Origin of the sequence: Shewanella sp. ULN5 (assembly GCF_030731885.1) — a bacterium.
Classification (GTDB): Bacteria; Pseudomonadota; Gammaproteobacteria; order Enterobacterales; family Shewanellaceae; genus Shewanella; species Shewanella holmiensis.
The window spans coordinates 130,964-154,707 of record NZ_JAPJEE010000007.1; the positions used below are offsets into that span (position 1 = coordinate 130,964).

18 protein-coding genes and 1 tRNA gene are annotated in these 23,744 nt (G+C 39.5%); 15 read left to right on the forward strand and 4 right to left on the reverse strand.

Going from position 1 to position 23,744, the window contains the following annotated elements; all coding sequences use genetic code 11:
- The first annotated feature begins 262 nt into the window (after positions 1-262).
- The 3 genes from nrdA to yfaE all read left to right on the forward strand — a co-directional run bounded on the left by nrdA (position 263) and on the right by yfaE (position 4,147).
- Complete coding sequence (gene nrdA / locus ORI98_RS09035; protein WP_261298206.1) at positions 263-2,551, forward strand: class 1a ribonucleoside-diphosphate reductase subunit alpha; 2,289 nt, start codon at positions 263-265, stop codon at positions 2,549-2,551.
- Positions 2,552-2,628: 77 nt separating this feature from the next.
- Positions 2,629-3,759, forward strand: a complete 1,131-nt coding sequence (gene nrdB / locus ORI98_RS09040; protein ID WP_261298207.1) for a class Ia ribonucleoside-diphosphate reductase subunit beta — start codon at positions 2,629-2,631, stop codon at positions 3,757-3,759.
- Positions 3,749-4,147 carry a class I ribonucleotide reductase maintenance protein YfaE gene (gene yfaE / locus ORI98_RS09045; RefSeq protein WP_261298208.1) on the forward strand — a complete coding sequence of 133 codons (399 nt, stop codon included), beginning with the start codon at positions 3,749-3,751 and terminating at the stop codon, positions 4,145-4,147. Before nrdB ends, yfaE begins: the two co-directional genes overlap by 11 nt.
- A gap of 410 nt (positions 4,148-4,557) precedes the next feature.
- Here the strand turns inward: yfaE and ORI98_RS09050 are convergent, their stop codons facing one another.
- On the reverse strand, positions 4,558-5,223 hold the full coding sequence (locus tag ORI98_RS09050; protein ID WP_306135008.1) for an SDR family oxidoreductase: 666 nt from the start codon (positions 5,221-5,223) through the stop codon (positions 4,558-4,560).
- A 193-nt stretch (positions 5,224-5,416) separates the two neighbouring features.
- Here ORI98_RS09050 and ORI98_RS09055 point away from each other — a divergent pair, with 193 nt between their 5' ends.
- Complete coding sequence (locus ORI98_RS09055; RefSeq protein ID WP_306135009.1) at positions 5,417-6,826, forward strand: anti-phage deoxyguanosine triphosphatase; 1,410 nt, start codon at positions 5,417-5,419, stop codon at positions 6,824-6,826.
- A gap of 306 nt (positions 6,827-7,132) precedes the next feature.
- On the opposite strand, the gene ORI98_RS09060 is transcribed toward ORI98_RS09055, so the two are convergent.
- Positions 7,133-8,038: a DMT family transporter gene (locus tag ORI98_RS09060; protein WP_306135010.1), complete on the reverse strand. Its 906-nt coding sequence runs from the start codon at positions 8,036-8,038 to the stop codon at positions 7,133-7,135.
- Between the two features lie 222 nt (positions 8,039-8,260).
- Here ORI98_RS09060 and ORI98_RS09065 point away from each other — a divergent pair, with 222 nt between their 5' ends.
- Positions 8,261-8,836 (forward strand): CoA pyrophosphatase, encoded by a 576-nt coding sequence (locus tag ORI98_RS09065; protein WP_261298212.1) that lies wholly within the window; start codon positions 8,261-8,263, stop codon positions 8,834-8,836.
- A gap of 3 nt (positions 8,837-8,839) precedes the next feature.
- Here the strand turns inward: ORI98_RS09065 and ORI98_RS09070 are convergent, their stop codons facing one another.
- The gene (locus ORI98_RS09070) at positions 8,840-9,175 is read right to left on the reverse strand and encodes a hypothetical protein (RefSeq protein ID WP_306135011.1); all 336 of its coding nucleotides are present in this window, start codon (positions 9,173-9,175) and stop codon (positions 8,840-8,842) included.
- Positions 9,176-9,405: 230 nt separating this feature from the next.
- Here ORI98_RS09070 and asnS point away from each other — a divergent pair, with 230 nt between their 5' ends.
- On the forward strand, positions 9,406-10,806 hold the full coding sequence (gene asnS / locus ORI98_RS09075) for an asparagine--tRNA ligase (RefSeq protein ID WP_261298214.1): 1,401 nt from the start codon (positions 9,406-9,408) through the stop codon (positions 10,804-10,806).
- Between the two features lie 93 nt (positions 10,807-10,899).
- On the opposite strand, the gene uvrB is transcribed toward asnS, so the two are convergent.
- Positions 10,900-12,918, reverse strand: a complete 2,019-nt coding sequence (gene uvrB / locus ORI98_RS09080; RefSeq protein WP_306135012.1) for an excinuclease ABC subunit UvrB — start codon at positions 12,916-12,918, stop codon at positions 10,900-10,902.
- 1,233 nt (positions 12,919-14,151) lie between these two features.
- Between uvrB and ORI98_RS09085 the strand changes: the two genes are divergently transcribed.
- The 9 genes from ORI98_RS09085 to nth all read left to right on the forward strand — a co-directional run bounded on the left by ORI98_RS09085 (position 14,152) and on the right by nth (position 23,190).
- Positions 14,152-14,227 (forward strand) — tRNA-Asn (locus ORI98_RS09085).
- A 235-nt stretch (positions 14,228-14,462) separates the two neighbouring features.
- Positions 14,463-16,361 carry an EAL domain-containing protein gene (locus tag ORI98_RS09090; RefSeq protein WP_306135013.1) on the forward strand — a complete coding sequence of 633 codons (1,899 nt, stop codon included), beginning with the start codon at positions 14,463-14,465 and terminating at the stop codon, positions 16,359-16,361.
- A gap of 146 nt (positions 16,362-16,507) precedes the next feature.
- Entirely contained in the window at positions 16,508-17,086 is a 579-nt protein-coding gene (gene rsxA / locus ORI98_RS09095; protein WP_261298217.1) for an electron transport complex subunit RsxA, read from the forward strand.
- 2 nt (positions 17,087-17,088) lie between these two features.
- A complete protein-coding gene (rsxB, locus tag ORI98_RS09100) occupies positions 17,089-17,661 on the forward strand; it encodes an electron transport complex subunit RsxB (protein WP_261298259.1) in 573 nt (190 codons plus the stop codon).
- Positions 17,661-20,150 carry an electron transport complex subunit RsxC gene (rsxC, locus tag ORI98_RS09105; protein ID WP_306135014.1) on the forward strand — a complete coding sequence of 830 codons (2,490 nt, stop codon included), beginning with the start codon at positions 17,661-17,663 and terminating at the stop codon, positions 20,148-20,150. Before rsxB ends, rsxC begins: the two co-directional genes overlap by 1 nt.
- Before the next feature lie 2 nt (positions 20,151-20,152).
- Positions 20,153-21,205: an electron transport complex subunit RsxD gene (gene rsxD, locus ORI98_RS09110; protein WP_306135015.1), complete on the forward strand. Its 1,053-nt coding sequence runs from the start codon at positions 20,153-20,155 to the stop codon at positions 21,203-21,205.
- 24 nt (positions 21,206-21,229) lie between these two features.
- On the forward strand, positions 21,230-21,853 hold the full coding sequence (gene rsxG / locus ORI98_RS09115) for an electron transport complex subunit RsxG (protein ID WP_306135057.1): 624 nt from the start codon (positions 21,230-21,232) through the stop codon (positions 21,851-21,853).
- Positions 21,846-22,541 carry an electron transport complex subunit E gene (locus ORI98_RS09120; RefSeq protein ID WP_306135016.1) on the forward strand — a complete coding sequence of 232 codons (696 nt, stop codon included), beginning with the start codon at positions 21,846-21,848 and terminating at the stop codon, positions 22,539-22,541. Before rsxG ends, ORI98_RS09120 begins: the two co-directional genes overlap by 8 nt.
- Before the next feature lie 7 nt (positions 22,542-22,548).
- A complete protein-coding gene (nth, locus tag ORI98_RS09125) occupies positions 22,549-23,190 on the forward strand; it encodes an endonuclease III (protein WP_306135017.1) in 642 nt (213 codons plus the stop codon).
- Positions 23,191-23,744: the final 554 nt, after the last annotated feature.

A 23,744-nucleotide genomic window follows, 5' to 3' on the forward strand; every position in this document is an offset into this window, starting at 1 on the left:
CCTCACTATCTTGTATCTTAGATTCTAAATAACACCATATCTTGTGTGTCAAATACAATCTCAGACACTAGTGTGTCAATATAGACGACTCACTATTTTAAGCTGAACGGGTGACTTATCCTGCTAAAATGTCACAAACCGTCGTCTTTAATGCTTAAGGATGATTGTTTTTACAAGGGAACGTAAACGTGTGGTTAGACACGATCGCCTGTTGTAATAAGCGCTCAATCACAATAACAGATATAATCAAGGCCTCTCTTCAATGAATAGCAATATGACTGTCACAAAACGCTGTGGCGAACGTGAAACTATCGATTTAGATAAAATTCACCGCGTGATCACTTGGGCTGCCAAGGGATTAAAAAACGTTTCGGTTTCTGAAGTTGAACTCAGATCTCACCTGCAATTCTTTGATGGTATTCCTACTGAAGCTATTCATGAGACGATTATTAAGGCAGCAGCTGACCTTATTTCGCCAGAAGCACCTGATTATCAATTTGTTGCCGCACGCTTAGCCATTTTCCATTTACGTAAAAAAGCCTTTGGTCAGTTCGAACCACCAAAGCTTTACGACCATGTCACCCGTTTAGTTGAAATGGGTAAATACGACATGCATATTCTGGCAGATTATAGCCGTGAAGAATTAGACGTGCTCGACAGCTATATTGATCACTGGCGTGATATGAACTTTTCTTATGCGGCCGTGAAACAGTTAGAAGGTAAATATTTAGTTCAAAACCGTGTGACACACGAGGTGTATGAAAGCGCACAGTTCTTATACATTCTTGTTGCAGCATGCCTGTTTTCAAAATATCCAAAAGAAAACCGCTTACAGTATGTAAAAGATTTCTATGATGCGACTTCTAGCTTCAAGATATCTCTACCGACCCCAATTATGGCAGGTGTACGCACACCTACGCGTCAATTTAGCTCTTGTGTATTAATCGAGTGTGACGACAGCTTAGACTCAATCAATGCCACCGCATCTTCTATTGTAAAATATGTTAGCCAACGTGCAGGTATTGGTATCAATGCGGGTCGAATTCGTGCATTAGGCAGCCCTATACGCGGCGGTGAAGCCTTCCATACGGGTTGCTTACCTTTTTATAAATACTTCCAAACTGCGGTCAAATCTTGTTCTCAAGGCGGTGTTCGTGGTGGTGCTGCCACCCTATTCTACCCGTTATGGCATTTAGAAGTTGAATCGCTTCTTGTATTGAAAAACAATCGCGGTGTTGATGATAACCGTGTTCGCCATTTAGATTATGGTGTGCAATTAAACAAATTAATGTACCAACGCTTGATTAAAGCTGAAAATATCAGCTTATTTAGCCCATCTGACGTTCCAGGTTTGTACGATGCCTTCTTTGAAGATCAGGTTGAGTTTGAACGTTTGTATCTTCAGTACGAACAGGATCCAGCTATTCGTAAAAAGCAAATCAAAGCTGTCGAATTATTCTCGTTAATGATGCAAGAACGTGCCTCTACAGGTCGTATCTACATTCAAAACGTTGATCATTGTAATACGCACAGTCCTTTTGATTCTAAAGTTGCGCCAATTAAACAATCGAACTTATGTTTAGAAATTGCCCTGCCAACCAAGCCATTAAAGAATATCGATGATCCAAATGGCGAAATTGCACTGTGTACTTTATCGGCGTTGAATCTAGGTGCAATTAAGCATTTGGAAGAGTTAGAGCCTTTAGCAGAATTGGCTGTACGAGCATTAGATAATTTATTGGATTACCAAGATTACCCTATTATTTCGGCCAAATTGGGGTCAATGAATCGCCGTACCTTAGGGATAGGTGTGATTAACTTTGCTAACTATCTAGCAAAAAATGGTAAACGTTATTCTGATGGTTCAGCAAACAACCTCACCCATAAAACATTTGAAGCTATCCAGTTTTATTTGTTAAAAGCGTCAATGAAGTTAGCTCAAGAGCAAGGTGCGTGTCCGTTATTTAATGAGACCACTTATTCTAAAGGCATCTTGCCAATTGATACTTACAAACGCGATCTGGACAAAATTTGTGATGAGCCATTACATTTAGACTGGGAAGGTTTACGTAAAGATATCCAACAATATGGTTTACGAAACTCTACGTTATCTGCATTAATGCCATCAGAAACCTCGTCTCAGATTTCAAATGCAACCAATGGTATAGAGCCTCCACGCGGGTTAATCAGTGTTAAAGCCAGTAAAGATGGTCAGTTAAAGCAAGTTGTTCCCGATTTTGATCTATTAAAAGATCAATATGAGTTACTTTGGAATATGCCAAATAATGAAGGTTACTTACAGCTTGTGGGCATTATGCAGAAGTTTATTGACCAGGCTATTTCTGCTAATACCAATTATGACCCTACTAAATTCCCAAGCCGTAAAGTGCCAATGCAAACCTTATTAAAAGATTTACTTAGCGCATACAAACTTGGTGTAAAAACACTTTATTATCATAACACCCGTGACGGTGCATCTGATCAACACGATGATATTTTGTCTATCGAAAAAGAAGATGATGATTGTGCCGGTGGTGCGTGCAAGATATAAATCTTAGGTTTATTGATTGCTAATTTTAATAAGGAATTAAATGCGGGGTAACTTCCCCGCTTTTTAGGAAAACAAACATGGCTTACTCAACATTTTGTCAAACACCGAATGACGCAACCCAAGAACCCATGTTCTTCGGTCAAAACGTTAACGTTGCACGCTACGATCAACAAAAGTATGAGATATTTGAAAAGTTAATTGAAAAACAATTGTCTTTCTTTTGGCGTCCAGAAGAAGTGGATGTTAGCCGCGACAAAATTGACTTTGCCAGTCTTCCTGAACATGAAAAACACATCTTCCTGTCTAATTTGAAGTATCAAACTTTACTTGATTCGATTCAAGGTCGCTCTCCTAACGTGGCATTTTTACCGTTAGTATCAATCCCAGAGTTAGAAACATGGATAGAAACTTGGTCATTTTCTGAAACCATTCATTCACGATCTTATACCCATATTATTCGTAATATTGTCAATAACCCTTCAGTTGTTTTTGATGATATCGTTGAAAATGAACAGATTTTAAAACGTGCGGGTGATATTGCTAAATATTATGATGATTTGATTTTTTTAACGCAAATTCATAATTTACATGGTGAAGGCACTCACCTGATTGGTGGTCAAGAAGTCACTGTTAGCCTTCGTATTTTAAAGAAGACTTTATATCTTTGCATGATGTCGGTTAACGCATTAGAAGCCATTCGTTTCTATGTCAGCTTTGCATGCTCATTTGCCTTTGCAGAACGTCGATTAATGGAAGGTAATGCAAAGATTATTCGTTTAATCGCCCGTGATGAGGCGCTGCATCTAAACAGTACACAGCACATTCTTAGCTTGATGCAAGGCGGTAAAGACGACCCTGAAATGGCAGAAATAGCAATTGAATGTTATTCAGAGTCATATGACCTATTTCTTAAAGCCGCTGAACAAGAAAAAGAATGGGCCAAATATTTATTCAAAGATGGCTCAATGATTGGTCTTAATGAGCAAATCCTTTGTCAATATGTTGAATACATCACGAATCAGCGTATGAAAGCCGTAGGCTTACCTCTTCCTTACGAAGAGCAATCAAACCCACTACCTTGGATGAAAAATTGGTTAGAAAGTGATGCTGTTCAAGTGGCTCCACAGGAAGTGGAAGTTTCTTCTTACCTTGTTGGCCAAATTGATTCTGCGGTTGACAGCGACGAGTTTTCTGATTTTGACCTATAAGCATTTTTTTATTAAAGCGCCGATAGTTAGCCTCAAAGGCCAACCTGCTATCTTATTTGATGGCAAGAAAGAAACCTTGCTTGAGGCGCTTGAACATAAAAAAGTAAAAGTGTTTTCAGAGTGCCGCAATGGATTTTGCGGTGCTTGTAAAACCCAAGTCATTTCAGGCGAAGTGACTTATATCAAAGAACCATTAGCTGAACTTAAAGCAAACGAATGCTTGCCTTGCTGTTGTATTCCGCAAACGGATCTTAATCTTGCTTTATCAATAGATAGTGTCGAGTTAGCTGTTCGAAAAAAGCCCATTCAGAAAATCTCAACAACCCAATCTACAGATACGGCTGCATTAAATTTCGATATTGAAACGGCAACAGCACCGCAAAGCTAACGCATTAAAACTAAACTCATCAAATTAAATCAAACCAAACTTACACCCCAAGCACTTGTTAATAAGCGTAATATTCTACAGAAAGAGTTCAAACATTACAAAAACCACTTTCATCGACAAAAATAATTCATATTAAGCTTAGTGATATCCTCACCATTTATCACATTGAAATTGAATCTATAAATCAACAGTTTCAAAATGATTAACATCATCTTGATTGCAAGTTTCTCAACATGTGCATCAGGGTATTTAGTGGAGTGTGTTAAATATAAAAACACTTATTAATTGACATTGTTATTGAAGCAATCCTCAACATAAAACTCGTCATGCTATTTTAAGTTATTAAATCGAATAACCACTCTAGAATAGAGTGGTTATAAAGAATGGTTAAAAAGTCTGGATTATCATTGTTACCAGGGTAACATTTGTCCGTTTGAGTGTTTAAACACTCCTGTTTCCGTAACATCGAGTTGATTGATTAAGTCGATTAAACGCGACGCTGATTCTGTTGCAGAAATATCTCCGCCGTAATTAACCATATCAGTTTGCACATACCCTGGGTGATAAATGCCAACAGCGATATTACGGGGTTTAAGATCTATACTGAGCGACATTGAAGCGGCGTTTAAGGCAGCTTTTGACATGCGATATCCATAACGCCCGCCAGAACAATTATCAGCAATAGAGCCCATTCGAGAGGTTATCATGGCGACTTTAGCGCCACTGTTTAATTGTGCTTGTAATCCAGATACGATTCTAAGAGGCGCGAGGGCATTTACTTCAAACTGTGCGCGAATGGTATCAATGTTTAGTTCGGATAAACTTTCATCACGAAGTATCCCAGCGTTACAAATAAGCACATCAATGGTTATCTGTTCCAGGTCTCTTAAAAGCTTATTAATCCCATCATCAGACGTCACATCTACATCTTTGACCGTAATAACAGGTAATGCATTTAACTCAACAGATGAATGCCTGCAAACTGCATACACTTGATAACCTTGTGCAATATAACCCTTTACCAAGGCCAGTCCAATACCCCGATTAGCCCCTGTAATAACCACATTCTTATTCATAATCATCTACCTTACTTTTCGTATCAATATTGGATGAATCAATACCATTGTGCAAAAGATAAAAACTAGCATATCAAGATATTAGTGCGTAAAGTACAGTAAGATCTGGTTATTAATTTAGCCAATGTTTGAGCATGCTTTGACAAAATAGTTAAATGCTAATGCTCATCTGAAATTATAAGGATTTTCGGCTATGCCATCTGCCTCTAATTCACCTTCTCTACCTCAATCTGCTATTTCAAGTCCCGATAATATTCAGGCCCATGAGAATATCTGGCACCAGCGCATATCCGGTGAAGATAAACAGCGCAGAAACGATCATCGCAGCCCTTTTCAGCGTGACAGAGCAAGAATATTACACAGTGCAGCGTTTAGACGCCTACAAGCAAAGACACAGGTTTTAGGCATAGGCATGAATGATTTTTATCGTACACGCTTAACTCACTCACTTGAAGTGTCACAGATAGGCACGGGTATTGCCGCGCAATTAAGACGTAAATACCCTAACCTTAAATATTTGCTTAACTCCATGAGCTTAATAGAATCATTGTGTTTAGCACATGATATTGGTCATCCGCCCTTTGGCCACGGGGGGGAAGTCGCATTACATTACATGATGCGCGATCATGGGGGCTTTGAAGGAAATGGCCAAACATTCAGAATATTGACTCGTTTAGAACCATACACTCCATCCACAGGGATGAATTTAACCCGTAGAACACTATTGGGTATATTGAAATATCCAGCACCCTATTCCCAATTAAGAATAAACACTCATCCCGCCCCTGTGATAAATCACAGGCAGTTAAAACCATCAGATTGGCCACCCGTTAAGGGGGTGTTCGATGATGATAAACCCATCTTAGATTGGGTGTTATCAAGTTTAACAGAAAATGATCGCCGGTTATTTTTATCAAGTGAGCAAAGTCAGCACCACCCTAATTACCCACATTTAAAAACAAAATTTAAATCACTCGATTGTTCCATTATGGAATTAGCCGACGATATTGCTTATGCGGTACACGATCTAGAAGATGCTATCGTCATGGGGATCGTTAATCCACACCAGTGGCAGGAAGATGTAGTGGCCTCGTTGCAACACATACAAGATAGCTGGCTAAAGAATGAAATTCACAGCATAGGTGCCAAATTATTCTCGAATCAACATCATTTACGTAAAGACGCTATCGGCACTTTGGTTAACGCGTTTGTCACGGCAATCAATATTCAAATAAAACCTGAATTTGATGAACATTTACTCAAGTATCATGCTGAACTTGAATTAGATTTTGCCACCACATTAACTGTGCTTAAACAGTTTGTTTTTAAGTACGTGATCCGAAAGCCTGAAATTCAAATGCTTGAATATAAAGGTCAGCAAATTGTGATGGAATTGTTTGAAGCTTTTGCTTCAGATCCACAGCGGCTTTTGCCCCTAAACACCGGAGAACGTTGGGTGAAATCTGAACAAGAAAACAATAATCCCATGAGGGTGATGGCGGATTATATTTCTGGCATGACAGACGAATTCGCGGCAAGGCTTCATCAACAGCTGTTTGGTAGTAAAAACGCCGGTATTTTAGAACTCAATAGAGAGCTTTAACGCAAAAATGTTTGTTATGATAGATTTTTAAAACTGAGTTTATGCTTATCTTGCGAAACATGAAGGCACAAACACTGAAACAAGCAGGCATAGCAAGTTAGGATCTGCTTAAGCATTTAAATGACTACAGGAAAAGCATTATTGGTTAAAACCACTCAACTTTACTGCTAATAAACGCAATAATTTTAGATAACAATGTAGTTGAGTGGATCTTCAACACTATTCATTTAAAAAAACATGATATGAGACCAATTAACATCACAACATTCAATAAAAATTCAAAAGTACTAAATTGATAAACATGTCTTAATCAGATTGAACTTGAGTATGTTTAGTTTGTTTCCACGATTTAATAAAATATCGCAGTGGGATCTGTGAGACTAAAATCCCCGCCAACATTAAGCTACAGCCTAACAAAGCACGTGGTTCTAGTGTTTCACCTAATAATAAAATGCCACCTACGGCAGCAAAAACCGTTTCTAAACTTAAAATAATGGCCACATGCGCTGGATGAGCATTTTTTTGGGCGACTACCTGTAATGTATACCCAACACCAACAGAAACAATGCCAGAATAAGCCAATGCAGCCCAAGCTAACCCTATGTTACCTACAACCGTAGTCTCAATTATCAAAGAGACAGCGATACTTAACAAACCACAAAAAATAAACTGTAGATGTGATAATAAAATTGGAGAATGCTTTTTAGCAAAATGGTCGATAATGAGAATATGAATAGCCCAAAAAACCGCACCGATAAGTTGTAATAAATCTCCATAGCCAATACTCATGTCATCTTTAATACTTAAAAAATAAAGCCCAACAACAGCAATAGCACATCCGACCCAAGTATTCACACCGGTCTGGTGCTTAAGGATTAATCCCAATACTGGGACAATGACAATATACAAACCCGTGATGAAACCGGCATTAGCTGCAGAGGTAAATTGCAATCCTACCTGTTGTAATGAAGCAGCGAAAAACAGCACAGAACCCGCGCTAATTGATGCCAAAAGTAATGACTTTTGATTGCCGACTAACAGTGTTTTTTTATTCGCAAAATACCACAGCAATGGCAGTAAACTTATCGCCCCAATTAAAAAGCGTAACCCGTTGAACATAAAAGGCGATAAATGGTCCATACCCATTGATTGAGCAACAAAACCAAAGCCCCATACCGCAGCAGTTAACAGGAGTAATAAATTGGCTATCACAGTGCATTCCATCGACAAAAGAAAACAAGACTACTTAAGTTGCCGATTGACTACAAGCACCACAGATAATTATTATTCCAAGACAAAATTAAGATATTGCTTTTGATTAGACCACGACTGAGTTAACTTAAACTAATCGCATTAACACACTCACAATTTTTCAATTGTCAGCTTACCGATGACATCACTTTTGCAAGATACTAATGGCTCATACACTTTCTTATGCAATTAAATGAATTCTTGATCCGCTTTCAATTACAGCCACTTTCTGCCAATAACATCACTTCAGCCCCAGCTCATTTTCCTGGACGTGAAGCCGCCGTGTTGATCCCAATTGAGCAAATTGATGACCAGCTATACTTATTGTTAACTAAACGCCCGCTACACCTTAGGCATCATCCAGGCCAAATCAGTTTTCCAGGTGGTAAATTTGAAGCTAAGGATAAAGATGCGATGGACACCGCATTACGTGAAGCAGAAGAAGAAATTGGATTAAAGAGAAACAATGTAACGGTTATCGGTGCTTTTCCTCCCCATAAAACCTTTACCGGATTTACCATCACCCCGATTGTAGGCATTATTAACAAACCATTCGAGTTAGTTATCGATCCTGGTGAGGTAGACAGTTGCTTTAAAGTACCTTTGAATTACTTTAAACAAAATGAAAATCGTCATTTGGGACAACATTGGCGCAAAGGTAAATTATATAAGGTGCATTATATGCCGTTCGAAGATAAATTTATTTGGGGCGTCACAGCAGCCATTATTGATTTATTGTGCCGCCATATTGATAACTGAACGCTACACAACGTAGCGTATATACAAACCTGCTGATAAAGAAACAAGAAACAACAATGGAATATTAAACCAAAATCCAATTCGAGCAGTGGTTTTGGCATAAAAATTTACCAGTAAGTTAAGTAAACTCACTCCTGCGCACCACCAAATAATATGTTCTAACTTCACAGTTAACGCCGGATCCCAATCAAAACGGACTTCAACGCCTTTGGACAAAAAGTAGCCTACCGCACGATCAGGTCTTGCTTCACCATAAATCAGTAATGCATAGATGGCCAAACTCCAACCTAGAATTGACAACACTGTCAATATAACTTGTAGTACATCTAACCGAGACATTTTACTTCCTTATCCAATATTTGATTTGTGGTCATTAACCATTTACCCCAACACATCAAAATTGCTTAAATAACTTTAAAAGTATCAATTTAGCAGATTATTTACCTCTGCTTGGTAAAACTATCACATTAATACGCTTAGAATAACGTTTTCAGCTTGAGAAAAGCCACCATAAAGGTAAGATAAACACAAAATTACTTACTATTTTGATCTTGGAGAATAAAGCAACAATGAGCATTGCATCTGTCGCTTCAGTTTTTAAAGGTGAACACGCTGTTGGTTCATCAGTAACCGTACAAGGATGGGTTAGAACTCGTCGTGATTCAAAAGCGGGTATCTCATTCTTAGCCGTTTATGATGGTTCATGTTTTGACCCTATCCAAGGCGTTGTGCCAAATAGCTTAGATAATTATGAGCAAGACGTTTTAAAATTAACCGCAGGTTGTGCCGTTGAAATGACCGGTTCGGTTGTAGAATCTCCAGGTGCAGGACAAGCATTTGAGTTACAAGTTACCTCAATAAATGTAACGGGTTTTGTCGATGATCCAGATACCTACCCAATGGCAGCTAAGCGTCACTCAATTGAACACCTTCGTGAATTAGCTCATCTACGTCCACGTACCAATATCATTGGTGCAGTTGCCCGCGTACGTAACTGTTTATCACAGGCTATTCACCGTTTTTACCATCAAGAAGGTTTTATTTGGGTTTCTACCCCACTTATCACAGCTTCTGACTGTGAAGGTGCGGGAGAAATGTTCCGTGTTTCAACACTGGACATGGAAAACTTACCGCTAACTGACGCAGGTAAAGTGGATTATGACAAAGACTTTTTCGGTAAAGAAGCATTCCTAACCGTATCGGGTCAGTTAAATGCTGAGACTTATGCGTGTGCTTTATCTAAAGTGTACACTTTTGGGCCAACTTTCCGTGCAGAAAACTCCAATACCACTCGCCATTTGGCTGAATTTTGGATGGTAGAACCTGAAGTGGCGTTTGCAACGTTAGATGATGCTGCAGAACTTGCTGAAAAAATGCTTAAGTTCGCATTCAATGCTGTACTTGAAGAGCGTATGGATGATTTAACTTTCTTTAATCAGCGTGTAGACAACACAGTGATTGAGCGTTTGCAATCATTCGTAAACAGCGATTTCGCGCAGGTCGATTATACTGACGCTGTTGAAATTTTAAAGAATTGTGGCAAGACATTCGAATTCGCCGTTGAATGGGGTATCGATTTACAATCTGAGCATGAACGTTACCTTGCTGAAGAACACTTTAAAGCGCCTGTAGTTGTTAAAAACTATCCAAAAGACATTAAAGCTTTCTACATGCGTCTGAACGATGACGGCAAAACTGTTGCTGCAATGGACGTTTTAGCGCCCGGTATTGGTGAGATTATCGGGGGTGCGCAACGTGAAGAGCGTTTGGATGTACTTGATGCCCGTTTAGCTGAAATGGATCTAAGCCAGGAAGATTATTGGTGGTATCGCGATTTACGTCGTTACGGTACTGTGCCACATGCGGGCTTTGGTTTAGGTTTTGAGCGTTTAGTCTCTTATGTCACTGGCGTAAACAACATTCGCGATGTGATACCATTCCCTCGCGCACCACGTTCAGCAAACTTCTAAATAATCAGCTTGCAGAAAAAAACGCGCTTAATTAGCGCGTTTTTTATGTCTAAATTTTTTATTTTTAAATAATAACACTCAACAATTTTACGGCTAAGAAGCGATAATAAGTTGCTCTCTAAGTTGCTTAACCTCATCTCTTAACGCTGCGGCTTGTTCAAACTCAAGATTTTTAGCGTGTTCAAGCATCTGCTTTTCAAGTAAATCTATTTGATGACTAATATCCGTTATGCTCAGGTATTGAGGGCTAGATTCTGCCACCCTATCGTTCTTCTCAAAAGTTTTAGAGCGTTTACCTTGCTTACTGTCACCCACGTCCATGACATCAGTAATACTCTTGACGACCCCTTTTGGCGTAATGCCGTGGGTTTGATTATGTAAACGCTGTTTATCACGACGTCGCTCAGTTTCACCTATCGCTTTGGCCATCGAGTTTGTGATCCTATCAGCATACAGGATCACTTTGCCGTTGATATTACGCGCCGCACGTCCAATAGTTTGAATAAGTGATCGTTCTGAGCGTAAAAAGCCTTCTTTATCCGCATCTAAAATACATACCAACGACACTTCTGGCATATCTAAACCTTCACGTAATAGGTTGATTCCGACGATCACATCAAAATGCCCTAGGCGTAGATCACGAATAATTTCCATCCGTTCAACGGTATCAATATCTGAATGAATATAACGAACTTTTACCCCATGCTCGTCAAGATAGTCAGTTAAATCTTCGCTCATTTTTTTGGTCAATGTCGTCACAAGCACCCGCTCATTAACAGCGACTCTTTTATGAATTTCAGATAGTAAATCATCAACTTGAATACCAACAGGTCTTACTTCAATCTCAGGATCGAGTAACCCTGTAGGCCTTACAACCTGTTCTGCAATCTCACCATCACTTTTATCTAATTCATATTGGCTTGGGGTTGCCGACACAAATATTGTTTGTGGCATTAAGTTTTCAAATTCTTCGAATTTAAGTGGCCGATTATCAAGTGCTGATGGTAAGCGAAAGCCATATTCAACTAAGGTTGTTTTTCGACTTCTATCACCTTTATACATGGCTCCAATTTGTGGAACCGTAACATGAGACTCATCGATGATTAACAGGCCATCAGCAGGTAAATAATCTAACAATGTCGGTGGGCCTTCACCCGGAGCTCTACCCGATAAATAACGTGAATAATTTTCAATGCCAGAGCAATATCCTAGCTCAACCATCATCTCTACATCATATTGAACCCGCTCAGAAATGCGCTGGGCTTCGATTAACTTATGATTTTCTAGTAAATATTGACGACGCACCCTAAGTTCTTCTTTGATGAATTCTGTTGCTGCCAAAATCTTTTCTTTGGGAGTGACATAGTGAGTTTTTGGATAAATAGTGGTTCGGGCAATACGTTTAATAATCTTCCCAGTGAGTGGGTCAAACTCACTTAAACGCTCAATTTCATCATCAAATAATTCTACTCGAATTGCATCACGTTCAGAATCGGCAGGAAAAATATCAATAACCTCGCCTCTCACCCGATACGTACCACGCTGTAATTCAATATCATTGCGCTTATATTGCAGCTCACTGAGGCGGATCAGTATGTCGCGCTGCCCCATGAAATCCCCTTGGCGAAGATGCAGCAACATTTTCAAATAGGAGTCTGGATCACCGAGACCATAGATAGCAGATACCGATGCGATGAGTACCACATCTTTACGCTCTAGAAGCGCTTTAGTTGCTGATAGGCGCATTTGTTCTATATGCGCGTTAACAGATGCATCTTTTTCTATAAAGGTATTAGAAGCAGGCACGTAAGCTTCTGGCTGGTAATAATCATAGTAAGAAACAAAATATTCAACGGCATTGTCAGGAAAGAACTCTTTCATTTCGCCATAAAGCTGCGCTGCAAGAGTCTTGTTTGGGGCCATGATGATAGTTGGCCGTCCCATCGTTTGAATCACATTGGCAATAGTGTATGTTTTGCCTGAGCCAGTAACACCTAATAAGGTTTGGCTAGCAACCCCATTGCGTAATCCTTCGACTAATTGCTTAATTGCCGTGGGTTGATCGCCAGCGGGAGAATATTGAGAGTGTAAACGAAACAGCTGTTCTGACACGCGCGTTCCCTATTTAGTCATGTTATGCAAAATTAGTCATGTAATACAATTATCATAATAAAAAACGACTATGAACCCTAGCGATTAATTGCACAGTGAAGCGACAATCATAGATAAATGTCAAATTGATGATAACGAGATGAAACTATCAAACAACATGCATTACCTCAGTAATATCGGCATTAACAGCCTTAAACACCAAGGTTAACTGCAATTTAATACACAATAGCAGTTTGAAACCAATTACATTTTTGCAACTTAAATATCGCCCACTAAAAAAACACCTTGCATTTTTTTTATCTAGCACAAACAATAACTTAAGAACCTGCTAAATAAATCTACCATTTTAAGCTGAACTCAGGCTTAATCAGTGTTTGCAGCCTATAAATATGAGTAACCCACAAGCTTATCCACAGAATTAGTGGATAACTCACACAACCTCAGTCAGCATGCGGGATTGAGGTTATGCTCAATTCACAGAAGTGTCATCATAGCTTGATGAAAGTTTATTACATTTGAAATGTTTTCGCTTTATTCTGTTTTCCGGTTACAACAACAAAACAATGCCTCTACTCAGCAATCGATTAGATCATCTGCTGCAATTGGTAGTATAGGGAACAAAATATTTTTATCTGATGGAGATAAAAAGCGCATTGATATCATCGCGGTTATTGGAATATTTGGAAAATAATAATCATTTCTAACTAAGCTACTGTAGCTGACTCACCTCTTACACTGCAGAGTTAGCCATTACAGTGCAGCATTATTCATAATTGCTAACTATTACGATAGATAAATACAAATCTTTAAACCATCTATTTGCAGCCTAGTTATCCCATGACTTAACAAAGATCTGAAGATCTTTCAGGTAAAGTTTATCAGCATATAAACGAATTTCGCGTGACGAGTGGAGAGACGTTCTAGCGTTCTACCAAAATAAACCTAACATGATCCTACTTGTTGGTGATTTATTTAATATCGTCAGAAGCACATATCAACTATAAATGTATTCTAGAACCCTATCCTCATTCAAACCTGTTACGAAATTCCTCCACTATCTGAAAATAAAGACAAAGTGTTCATTTTTTATGATTAATGCCCAAAAGTCGTTCACGATGCACATTACATGAGCAGTTAACAAGTTAATTTCACTTTTTTTTAGAACTCGAGTTGACTCATGCAACAGAGCGTTTTACTATGCGCTCCGTTCTCAGCAATACATTGCTAAACGATTCCCCAGTAGTTCAGTCGGTAGAACGGCGGACTGTTAATCCGTATGTCACTGGTTCAAGTCCAGTCTGGGGAGCCAACTAAATATCTTATTTATTCTTACACTCCCCCCTCTTTATATATGCTTATTCATACCCTGCTAACATATAACCTGTTTAGGCTAGTGATTTAGTCTGAGTTATTCTGTTATGATACTTTGCTTATGCAATTTTATCTCTTTGGTATAAATCAAAATTTAACTATCCAGTTTTTAGATATTTTTTAGCCACTGATGTTTGTACGAAAAGAGATCACCCTTATATTATGGATATCTTATGGGCTTATCAAAATCCTTCCAATTGATACTACTGCTCGTATTCGGGTTGTTGTTTTTGCGTGTTTATACACTTGAAAATCATCAAGTTCAAAGTCATGCTCAAACAGTAAACCAAAACTTTACTGCCTATGTTGTCAAATACCAAGATTGGACTGGTAATGGTAAGGAACTCTACGAAATCTTTAGTCGTGATAATGACTTGCAATTTTTTCAATTCAGCCATAAATCCGATAGCACATATAACTATACTTTTGGTAGCTTAGCTAAGCGTGAATCTAATATTGCAGATAAATTTTTTACCCTCAATTTAGACCACAGTTTCAATTTACCAGAAGGTAGGTTGCAAGTTCGATTGAGTACTAAAACTATGTTAGACAATAGTTTAGCGAATTTACAAACAATATTTGAACAGCTAATGATTACCTATATCGTTTTAATGCTGTTATTTGCCCTTTTAGTTTTCGCCCTTAAAAAACGTATCAAGTATGCAGCTCATTATATCGATAGTATTCCAACGCTTTCGTTTCAGGCCATCGAAGCTTCACGCCTTAATGGTTTGCTTACCCCTATTAGTATTGCATTAGAAAATTGCCGTTGCCGGCTAAAAGAAAGTTTAGAGCAAGTCAGGCTTGAAAATGAAAAACTCACAAAATTGGCTTATCTTGATCCTGTCACTGAGTTTTCGACTCGGCCAAGATTTACAACTAAATTAGACAAGTTAACTCAACCTCAAAAAAATGAATTTGGTGTGTTAGTTATCATTAAAGCATCAGAACTGGCGAACATAAATCAACTTCATGGTCGTTTAGCGGGAGATGATTATTTAGGAAAAGTATCTGACTGCATTCGAAATGCAGGCAATAGAAACACGATTAAAGAGTATTATAGAATCTCCAGTAGTGATTTTACCCTTTTTCTGGAGAATTCAACGCTAAAAGACAGCAGCAATTATATTGAAAAACTCAAACAGCAATTCGATGATTATACCTTAAACACTCAAAAAGACTCAGTAGCACATATAGGTATTGTTCCCTATAAATCAGGAGATGATCCGGTAACATTATTAGCTATGGCTGATTCCGCAGTAAGTATTGCACAAACACTGGGGCCAAATCGTTTCCATTTTCTAGAAAAATTTGATGGTAATGAAAAATTCGGTGACGAACACTGGAAAATCACCATCAACAATATTATTGACCGTCGCGCAGTTAAATTTTATCAACAGCCCATATTACCTTGTAACAACGATAAGAATTTATATCGCGAATTATTAGCCCGATTTTTTAATGCCGAAGGCCAGCATTTACCGACAGCAACGGTAATTGCAATGTCTGAAAGATACGGCCTAAATATCGAATTAGATAAAATGATTGTGACAAGCACGTTAGAGTTAATCCAAAACAACCCAAACTTAGTGGGTCCATTGGGGGTCAATATCAGTGCAACATCGGCTTTACAGGACGAATTTATTTTCTGGTTAAAAGATGTATTAAGCAATCACCGAGCAGCGGCATCTCGGTTAGTTTTTGAAGTGAATGAGTCTGGAATGCAAACAAATTTAAATACCAGTTATCGTTTTGTGTCTGAAATCCATAAAGTCGGCGCTAAAGTTGCCGTCGAGCGTTTTGGTCTTGGATTTACATCTTTCAAATTCTTTAGTGAAGTTCGTCCTGATTATATAAAGCTGGACAGCAGCTACAGTGATCAAATTGAATCTGATAATAATAATCGCTTTTTTGTTCGTATGATTGTTGATATCGCTAAAAGATTACATATATTAGTTATCGCTACTGGTGTTGAGCGTCAAGATGAAAAAATGACCCTTGAAAAGTTGTTTATCGATGGCTATCAAGGGTATTACTTAGCAAAACCGAGTGAGGTAATTACGTCGGAATAACATCGTTTTCGACAATGCATGGCAAACAATATGGACATATTTCTGTAAAGGTTAGCGAAAATCTCGTTAACCTTATTTTTTATCCGTTGTTTCTCAGCGCTAAACCTTAGATAATATGCAGATCTTTTATTAATAAATGCGTAGCGATGACAGAGTATCTTCTCTTATTGATTGGCACAGTACTGGTCAACAACTTTGTATTAGTTAAATTTCTTGGTTTATGCCCCTTTATGGGGGTATCCAGCAAGTTGGCATCCGCGATTGGTATGTCAATGGCGACCACTTTTGTGCTAACCCTTGCATCAATTTTAAGCTATTTAACCAATGAATTTTTGCTGCAACCATTTGATTTAGCATACTTACGAACTATGAGCTTTATCCTCGTAATCGCTGTTGTAGTGCAATTCACTGAAATGTTAGTTCAAAAAACCAGTGCCACATTACATCGCGCGTTGGGGATTTACCTGCCCTTGATTACCACCAACTGTGCAGTTTTAGGCGTCGCACTACTAAACGTAAATGAGGATCATAACTTTCTGCAATCTGCGGTATATGGTTTTGGTGCCGCGGTCGGTTTTTCATTGGTATTAATATTATTTTCTGCAATGCGTGAACGACTTGCTGCCGCTGATGTGCCATTACCATTCAAAGGTGGAGCGATTGCTATGATCACAGCAGGTCTGATGTCATTAGCCTTTATGGGATTTGCGGGGCTAGTGAAGTAATGATGACCAGTATTTTTATAGCTGTTGCTGTACTGACAATTGCCGCTATCGTTTTTGGCATAATTTTAGGATTCGCCGCCGATAAATTTAAAGTGGAAGGCAATCCCATCATAGATCAAGTGGAAGCACTTTTACCCCAAACACAATGTGGCCAGTGTGGTTATCCAGGATGTCGTCCCTATGCTGAAGCCATAGCCAATGGTGATAAAGTCAATAAATGTCCTCCCGGTGGCACAGCTACTATGGAAAAGTTAGCAGAATTAATGGGTGTTGAGCCCGAGCCATTGAATCAAGAAGCCCAAGAAGCAGTAAAAAAAGTGGCTTACATTCGAGAAGACGAATGTATTGGCTGCACTAAATGCATCCAAGCTTGTCCAGTTGATGCAATTTTAGGCGCGGGTAAATTAATGCACACAGTCATTGCAAAAGATTGCACCGGTTGCGATTTATGTGTTGAGCCCTGCCCCGTTGACTGTATTGATATGCTTCCTGTAGAGACCACATTAAAAAACTGGGACTGGAAGCTTAATGCGATACCTGTCACCCTTGTGTCAGAAAGCCTAGAGGATAGATAGTGTTAACTTTATTAGAACAATTAGATAAAGGCTCACTCTGGCAGTCTCCTGGGGGAATTCATCCTCCTGAGCTTAAACAGTTATCGAATCAGCAAGCAATTAGTCGATTACCATTAGCAAAGCAGTTTGTCGTTCCTATCCCTCAGGTTGGTGAGCAGGCTCGTTTGCTGGTTGACGTCGGTCAATCAGTTTTAAAAGGCCAAGTATTAACCGAGGGTAATGGATTTATCTATTTGCCGGTTCATGCCCCAACGTCCGGTATCATAACGGCGGTTAAACCGGTAGCCAGTAACCACGCCTCTGGTTTACCAGTGTTGAGCTGTATCATAGATGCAGATGGTAATGATACTTGGTGTGATCTCATTGTTTCCGACCCCTCTGCACTGACCAATGATGAGATTATCTCCAAAATTAAGCTGGCAGGTATTGCTGGTATGGGTGGAGCTGCATTTCCTACACATATCAAATTAAATACCGCAAGTGAGATTGATCTTGTCATCATTAATGGTGTTGAATGTGAGCCTTATATCACCTCTGATGATCGTTTAATGCGCGAGCACAGTGATGAGATATTAAAGGGTGTTGAAATTATTCATCGCCTATTAAATCCACAGCGCATTATTATTGCCATTGAAGATAACAAACCTGAAGCTGCAGAAGCGATGCAGCAGGCTATTAATCACAGTAAACTACCAGCAAACAGCGCCAGAGTGACAGTTATCCCCACTAAATATCCTTCCGGTGGTGAAAAACAACTGATTCAAATCATCACAGGTAAAGAAGTGCCAAGTGGCTGCTTGCCATCTCAATTAGGCATTGTTGTACAAAATGTCGGCACCGCTTTTGCCATTCAAGATGCCATCTATTATGGCAAACCACTCGTAGAACGGGTCGTGACCCTAACGGGTAAAAATATTCACCGTCCCGGCAATTATTGGCTACCAATCGGCACGCCAGTATCAACTGCACTTAAATTAGTTGATTTTAGCCCTTCGAGTGATCAGAAACTGATCATCGGTGGCCCTATGATGGGCTATGCCATAAACGACGCCTATGTGCCTATTTTAAAGGGAACAAACTGTATTTTAGCGCCGTCTAATGACGAAATTAGCCCTGACAGTGATGAAAAAGCCTGTATCCGCTGTGGCGAATGCGCGATTGCGTGCCCAGCTCTTTTATTGCCACAACAATTGTTTTGGCACGCTAAGGCAGAAGAATACGACAAAGCCGCCAGTTTCAATTTACAAGATTGTATTGAATGCGGCTGCTGCAGCTATGTGTGTCCAAGCGATATCCCTTTAGTTGAATATTATCGTATTGCCAAATCAGCATTAAGAGTTGAAGCTGAAGAAAAAGTCCTTGCGGAACAAGCAAAACAGAGATTTGAAGCCAGACTTCAACGTTTAGAAGATGAAAAGTTAGCCCGTGAAGCAAAAGCGAAAGAAGCCGCTGAAAAACGCCAGGCGAATATGAAATCATCAGATAAAGATGCTGTCGCCGCTGCAATGGCCAGGATTGCGGCCAAAAAAGCAGCCCAGTCTAATGACGTCAATCAGCAAACAGATATTCAAAATAACCAAGCTGTCAGTGATTCCGTAAATAAAAAATCTGCCGTAAGCGCAACGATAGCCAGAGCTAAAGCGAAAAAAGCGGCGCAAGCTACACCGCCTCCGTCATCAGCTGAAAATAATACACTGCAGCAAGATAATTCTATCGGTAATGTTGCTGAAGTTAGCATGTCGCAGCAAGACCGTATTGCGGCAGCGGTTGCACGTGCTAAAGCGAAAAAGGCTGCTCAACACAATCAAGTTATTACATCTGATGTAGTTGTTAATGACTCAGCGAGAGTTTCAACGTTAGAAATTGACTCAACAGTAAATGACAAAAAAGCCAAAGTCGCTGCTGCTATTGCCAAAGCAAAAGCTAAAAAATTACAACAGGTTGGGATAGCCAATGATACCGATGGTAATGAACTTGCAGACGTTAGCTCAATAACAAAAACGGCCGTTGCCAGTAGCATTGGTTCAGAAAAGCTTGTGACGGAATCCAAAACTGATATTGGTTCACTGGATAAAAAAGCACGCGTGGCTTTAGCCATCGCAAAGGCAAAAGCGAAAAAATCACCACAAGGACACGATAGAACAGCAGCTGATGAGTCTTCATCTTCTTTGCCAATAAATTTGAATACACAAATTAGCAATGGAACATCAACAAGTTCAGACAATGAGATTATTGCTGATGCTGAACCTGAAAATGTAGAACAGGACAAAAAAGCACGTATTGCTGCAGCAGTTGCAAAGGCGAAAGCCAAAAAACTACAGCAGACTGAAAGCAGCAATGTAGAGTCAGCGTTATCGGATATATCCACAAGAGCATCGCAAACTGAAAATGTCGACACAGCCGCATTGGATAAAAAAGCCAAAGTCGCAGCTGCAGTAGCGAAAGCGAAAGCGAAAAAACTCGCTCAACAAGCTGAGAAAAAGGATTAATCATGGCATTTAAGATTGCCTCGTCACCCCATGTAGGCACGACATTGCAAACAGCAAAAGTCATGCAACGAGTCGTACTTTGCTTAATTCCCGGTATTGCTGCTCAGCTTTACTTTTTTGGATATGGCACATTATTACAAATCGCTATCGCCATCATAACGGCATATGCGGCTGAGGCCACAATATTAGCTCTGCGAAATCGACCGATTAAATCGACATTAGCTGATAACAGTGCCTTAGTCACCGCATTATTACTTGCTATTGCTATTCCACCGTTAGCACCTTGGTGGGTAATTGTTATTGGCACCCTATTTTCAATTATCATTGTTAAACATCTATACGGTGGGCTCGGCAATAATTTATTTAATCCCGCTATGGCGGGTTACGTTTTACTGCTTATCTCCTTTCCGGTACAAATGACCGACTGGGTGTCGCCAATGTCAGCTGCACAACAATCCGTAGATATATCATATGCTTGGCAAGTGATATTCAATTCAACTTCGGATATTATTTTGACAGGCCATAATCTCGCCATTGACGGCACGACAATGGCTACCCCGCTTGATACATTGAAAACCGACTTATCTATGGGGCTGACAACCCATGAAAGTTTAGCAAAGCCTATTTTCTCAAGCATGACGGGCTTGGGTTGGTTTGAGGTTAACTTTGCTTTCCTTATCGGCGGATTGATCATGCTCAAACTCAAAGTTATTCGCTGGCATATAAGCTTTGGGATACTTACCGCATTATTTATTTGTTCCAGTTTTGGTTTTCTGCTTAATCCTGATACCCATGTTAGCCCCATTATGCACTTATTTTCAGGTGGGACTATGTTGGCGGCCTTCTTTATTGCAACCGATCCTGTCACCGCAGCCACAAGTGCTCGAGGACGCATCATATTCGGCGCTATGATAGGTGCACTGATTTATGTGATTCGGACCTTTGGTGGTTATCCAGATGCAGTCGCATTTGCAGTTTTGTTGGCAAATATGTGTGCCCCTTTTATCGATCATTATGTTCGCCCAAGAACATATGGTCATCGCTCAGGGAGTTAAATTGTGTCAATCAAAGATAATTCGATGCTTAAAAATGGCACTATTCTGGGCGTGTTTGCGCTTTGTTGTACTGGCCTAGTGGCGGTAGTTAACGGGCTGACTAAAGACACGATTTTACAGCAGCAACGTGAACAACTCAGCCAAACATTGACCCAAGTGATCCCCTCGCAATACTATGATAATGAGTTAGTATCACAATGTATTTTAGTTAACTCTGCTGAGCTGTTAGGCACAGAAGATGATCTCCCTGCCTATATTGCAATGCAATCCCAGATACCTAGCGCGATTGCGATAGAAGCTATTGCACCAGATGGTTACAACGGTGACATAAAGCTTATTATCGGTATAGATAATGATAATAATGTCCTGGGCGTACGAACTCTTGTTCATCAAGAAACACCTGGGCTAGGTGATAAAATTGAACAACGAAAATCAGATTGGGTAACCTATTTTACCGGTCAGCAATGGCACAAAGATGACCCTTCTTGGGCAGTAAAAAAAGACGGTGGACAATTTGATCAATTTACCGGTGCGACTATTACCCCTAGAGCCTATGTTAGGGCAATTAACAACGCCGTGACTTTTGTTGATGCAAATCGTAAAACACTTTACCAAAGTGGTCGCCGCTGCGGAGAATCCCATGAGTAAGTATCAAGAAATCGCGAAGCAAGGATTATGGTCTAATAACCCTGGTTTAGTACAATTATTAGGATTATGTCCGCTGTTAGCCGTGACAGCCACGATCACAAACGCGCTTGGATTGGGAATTGCTACGCTAATAGTGTTAGTCGGCTCTAATATTTTAGTGTCTCTGGTTCGTGACTTTGTTCCTAAAGAAATTCGTATCCCTGTGTTTGTTATGATAATTGCGGCACTGGTTACCTGCGTACAATTACTAGTCAATGCTTATGCGTATGGCTTGTATGTATCTCTGGGGATTTTCTTACCGCTCATTGTCACCAACTGCGTGATCATCGGTCGTGCAGAAGCTTTCGCTTCACGTAACTCCCTAGCCCACTCCGCATTTGATGGATTAATGATGGGCGTTGGCTTCACCGCAGTGTTAGTAGTATTAGGCGCAACTCGAGAAATTCTTGGGCAAGGCACTTTATTTGATGGCGCAGATTTACTCCTCGGCGATTGGGCTAAATCACTTACAATTCAGCTATGGCAAGTGGATAACACGTTTTTGCTGGCATTACTTCCACCTGGAGCATTTATTGCCATGGGATTATTAATCGCCTTAAAAAACGTAATTGATCAAAAGGTTAAACAGCGCCAACCTAAAATTCAATCCCATGTGGTGGAGCGTGCACGTATCACCAAAGTGAGCTAGTTTTCTGATGAATAAACAAAAACGAATACAAATACTCAAGCAATTACGAGAGAATAATCCTAAACCAGAAACCGAACTCAACTTTAGTTCGCCTTTTGAATTGTTAGTTGCCGTAACCCTTTCTGCTCAAGCAACAGATGTGAGCGTAAACAAAGCCACAGATAAATTGTTCCCCGTTGCTAACACCCCACAAGCGATTTATGATTTAGGTGTAGACGGGTTAAAGCAATATATTAAAACCATAGGTTTATACAATAACAAAGCCGTTAACGTCATAAACACTTGTAAAATGTTAATCGACCTTCACCAAGGCGAAGTTCCTGAAAATCGTGAAGCATTAGAAGCGCTTCCTGGTGTGGGTCGTAAAACTGCTAACGTGGTACTCAATACAGCTTTTGGTTGGCCAACTATTGCAGTCGATACCCACATATTTAGAATGGCGAACCGGACAAAGTTTGCTATGGGCAAGAATGTCGACCAAGTAGAAGAGAAAATGCTTAAGGTCACCCCTGCAGAATTTAAAGTAGATGTACATCACTGGTTTATTCTACATGGTAGATATACCTGTATTGCCAGAAAACCGCGTTGTGGATCGTGCATCATTGAAGATTTATGTGAATTTAACCAGAAAGTTTATCCAGAAGAATAAACTCCACGTACTTGTAGGTTTTATTTTAGATCAAAAAAAGCCGCTATAAGCGGCTTTTTTGATTATGTCGATTGAATGGTCGATTGGGTATTTAAAAAAGTGAAACAAAGAAAGCACTGAAACAAATTGCAATGATTACTGTTGTGCCTAAAGCCATTTTTAGTTCGGTTGTCATGTTAAATCTCCCATTTGTTATGAACAAATCATAGCGCGCTGAGAGAATTTTAGTAGCGTTGAACTGTGCATTTGTGAACTAAAGCAAATTTTATTTCATTTTTTGATTCAAACTCCAGCTAGAAATAATTAAAGCTTATCAAACAGGTCTTTATCAATTTTGATTTCGCGAAATAAGGTAACGCATCACCGTGCTTTAGACTGCATAAATCTGTATCTATGATAGTGAGTTAATGACAAGCATACTATCAATATTGGATCACTTATTCTCAACTGCCATTAATCTGATGTAATTTAATAAGCGCCTGTTTTAGATATTCAATCCAGTAAATTTAACGCTGAACTTTACTGTTAACCCATTACAACTATTGTTATGATCC

What these genes read in the sequence shown, in the direction of transcription:
- nrdA (WP_261298206.1), top strand. Translation starts at nt 263, where the DNA reads ATGAATAGCAATATGACTGTCACAAAACGCTGTGGCGAACGTGAAACT.
- nrdB (WP_261298207.1), top strand. Translation starts at nt 2,629, where the DNA reads ATGGCTTACTCAACATTTTGTCAAACACCGAATGACGCAACCCAAGAA.
- ORI98_RS09050 (WP_306135008.1), bottom strand. Translation starts at nt 5,223, where the DNA reads ATGAATAAGAATGTGGTTATTACAGGGGCTAATCGGGGTATTGGACTG.
- ORI98_RS09055 (WP_306135009.1), top strand. Translation starts at nt 5,417, where the DNA reads ATGCCATCTGCCTCTAATTCACCTTCTCTACCTCAATCTGCTATTTCA.
- ORI98_RS09065 (WP_261298212.1), top strand. Translation starts at nt 8,261, where the DNA reads ATGCAATTAAATGAATTCTTGATCCGCTTTCAATTACAGCCACTTTCT.
- ORI98_RS09070 (WP_306135011.1), bottom strand. Translation starts at nt 9,175, where the DNA reads ATGTCTCGGTTAGATGTACTACAAGTTATATTGACAGTGTTGTCAATT.
- asnS (WP_261298214.1), top strand. Translation starts at nt 9,406, where the DNA reads ATGAGCATTGCATCTGTCGCTTCAGTTTTTAAAGGTGAACACGCTGTT.
- ORI98_RS09090 (WP_306135013.1), top strand. Translation starts at nt 14,463, where the DNA reads ATGGGCTTATCAAAATCCTTCCAATTGATACTACTGCTCGTATTCGGG.
- rsxA (WP_261298217.1), top strand. Translation starts at nt 16,508, where the DNA reads ATGACAGAGTATCTTCTCTTATTGATTGGCACAGTACTGGTCAACAAC.
- rsxB (WP_261298259.1), top strand. Translation starts at nt 17,089, where the DNA reads ATGACCAGTATTTTTATAGCTGTTGCTGTACTGACAATTGCCGCTATC.
- rsxD (WP_306135015.1), top strand. Translation starts at nt 20,153, where the DNA reads ATGGCATTTAAGATTGCCTCGTCACCCCATGTAGGCACGACATTGCAA.
- rsxG (WP_306135057.1), top strand. Translation starts at nt 21,230, where the DNA reads ATGCTTAAAAATGGCACTATTCTGGGCGTGTTTGCGCTTTGTTGTACT.
- ORI98_RS09120 (WP_306135016.1), top strand. Translation starts at nt 21,846, where the DNA reads ATGAGTAAGTATCAAGAAATCGCGAAGCAAGGATTATGGTCTAATAAC.
- nth (WP_306135017.1), top strand. Translation starts at nt 22,549, where the DNA reads ATGAATAAACAAAAACGAATACAAATACTCAAGCAATTACGAGAGAAT.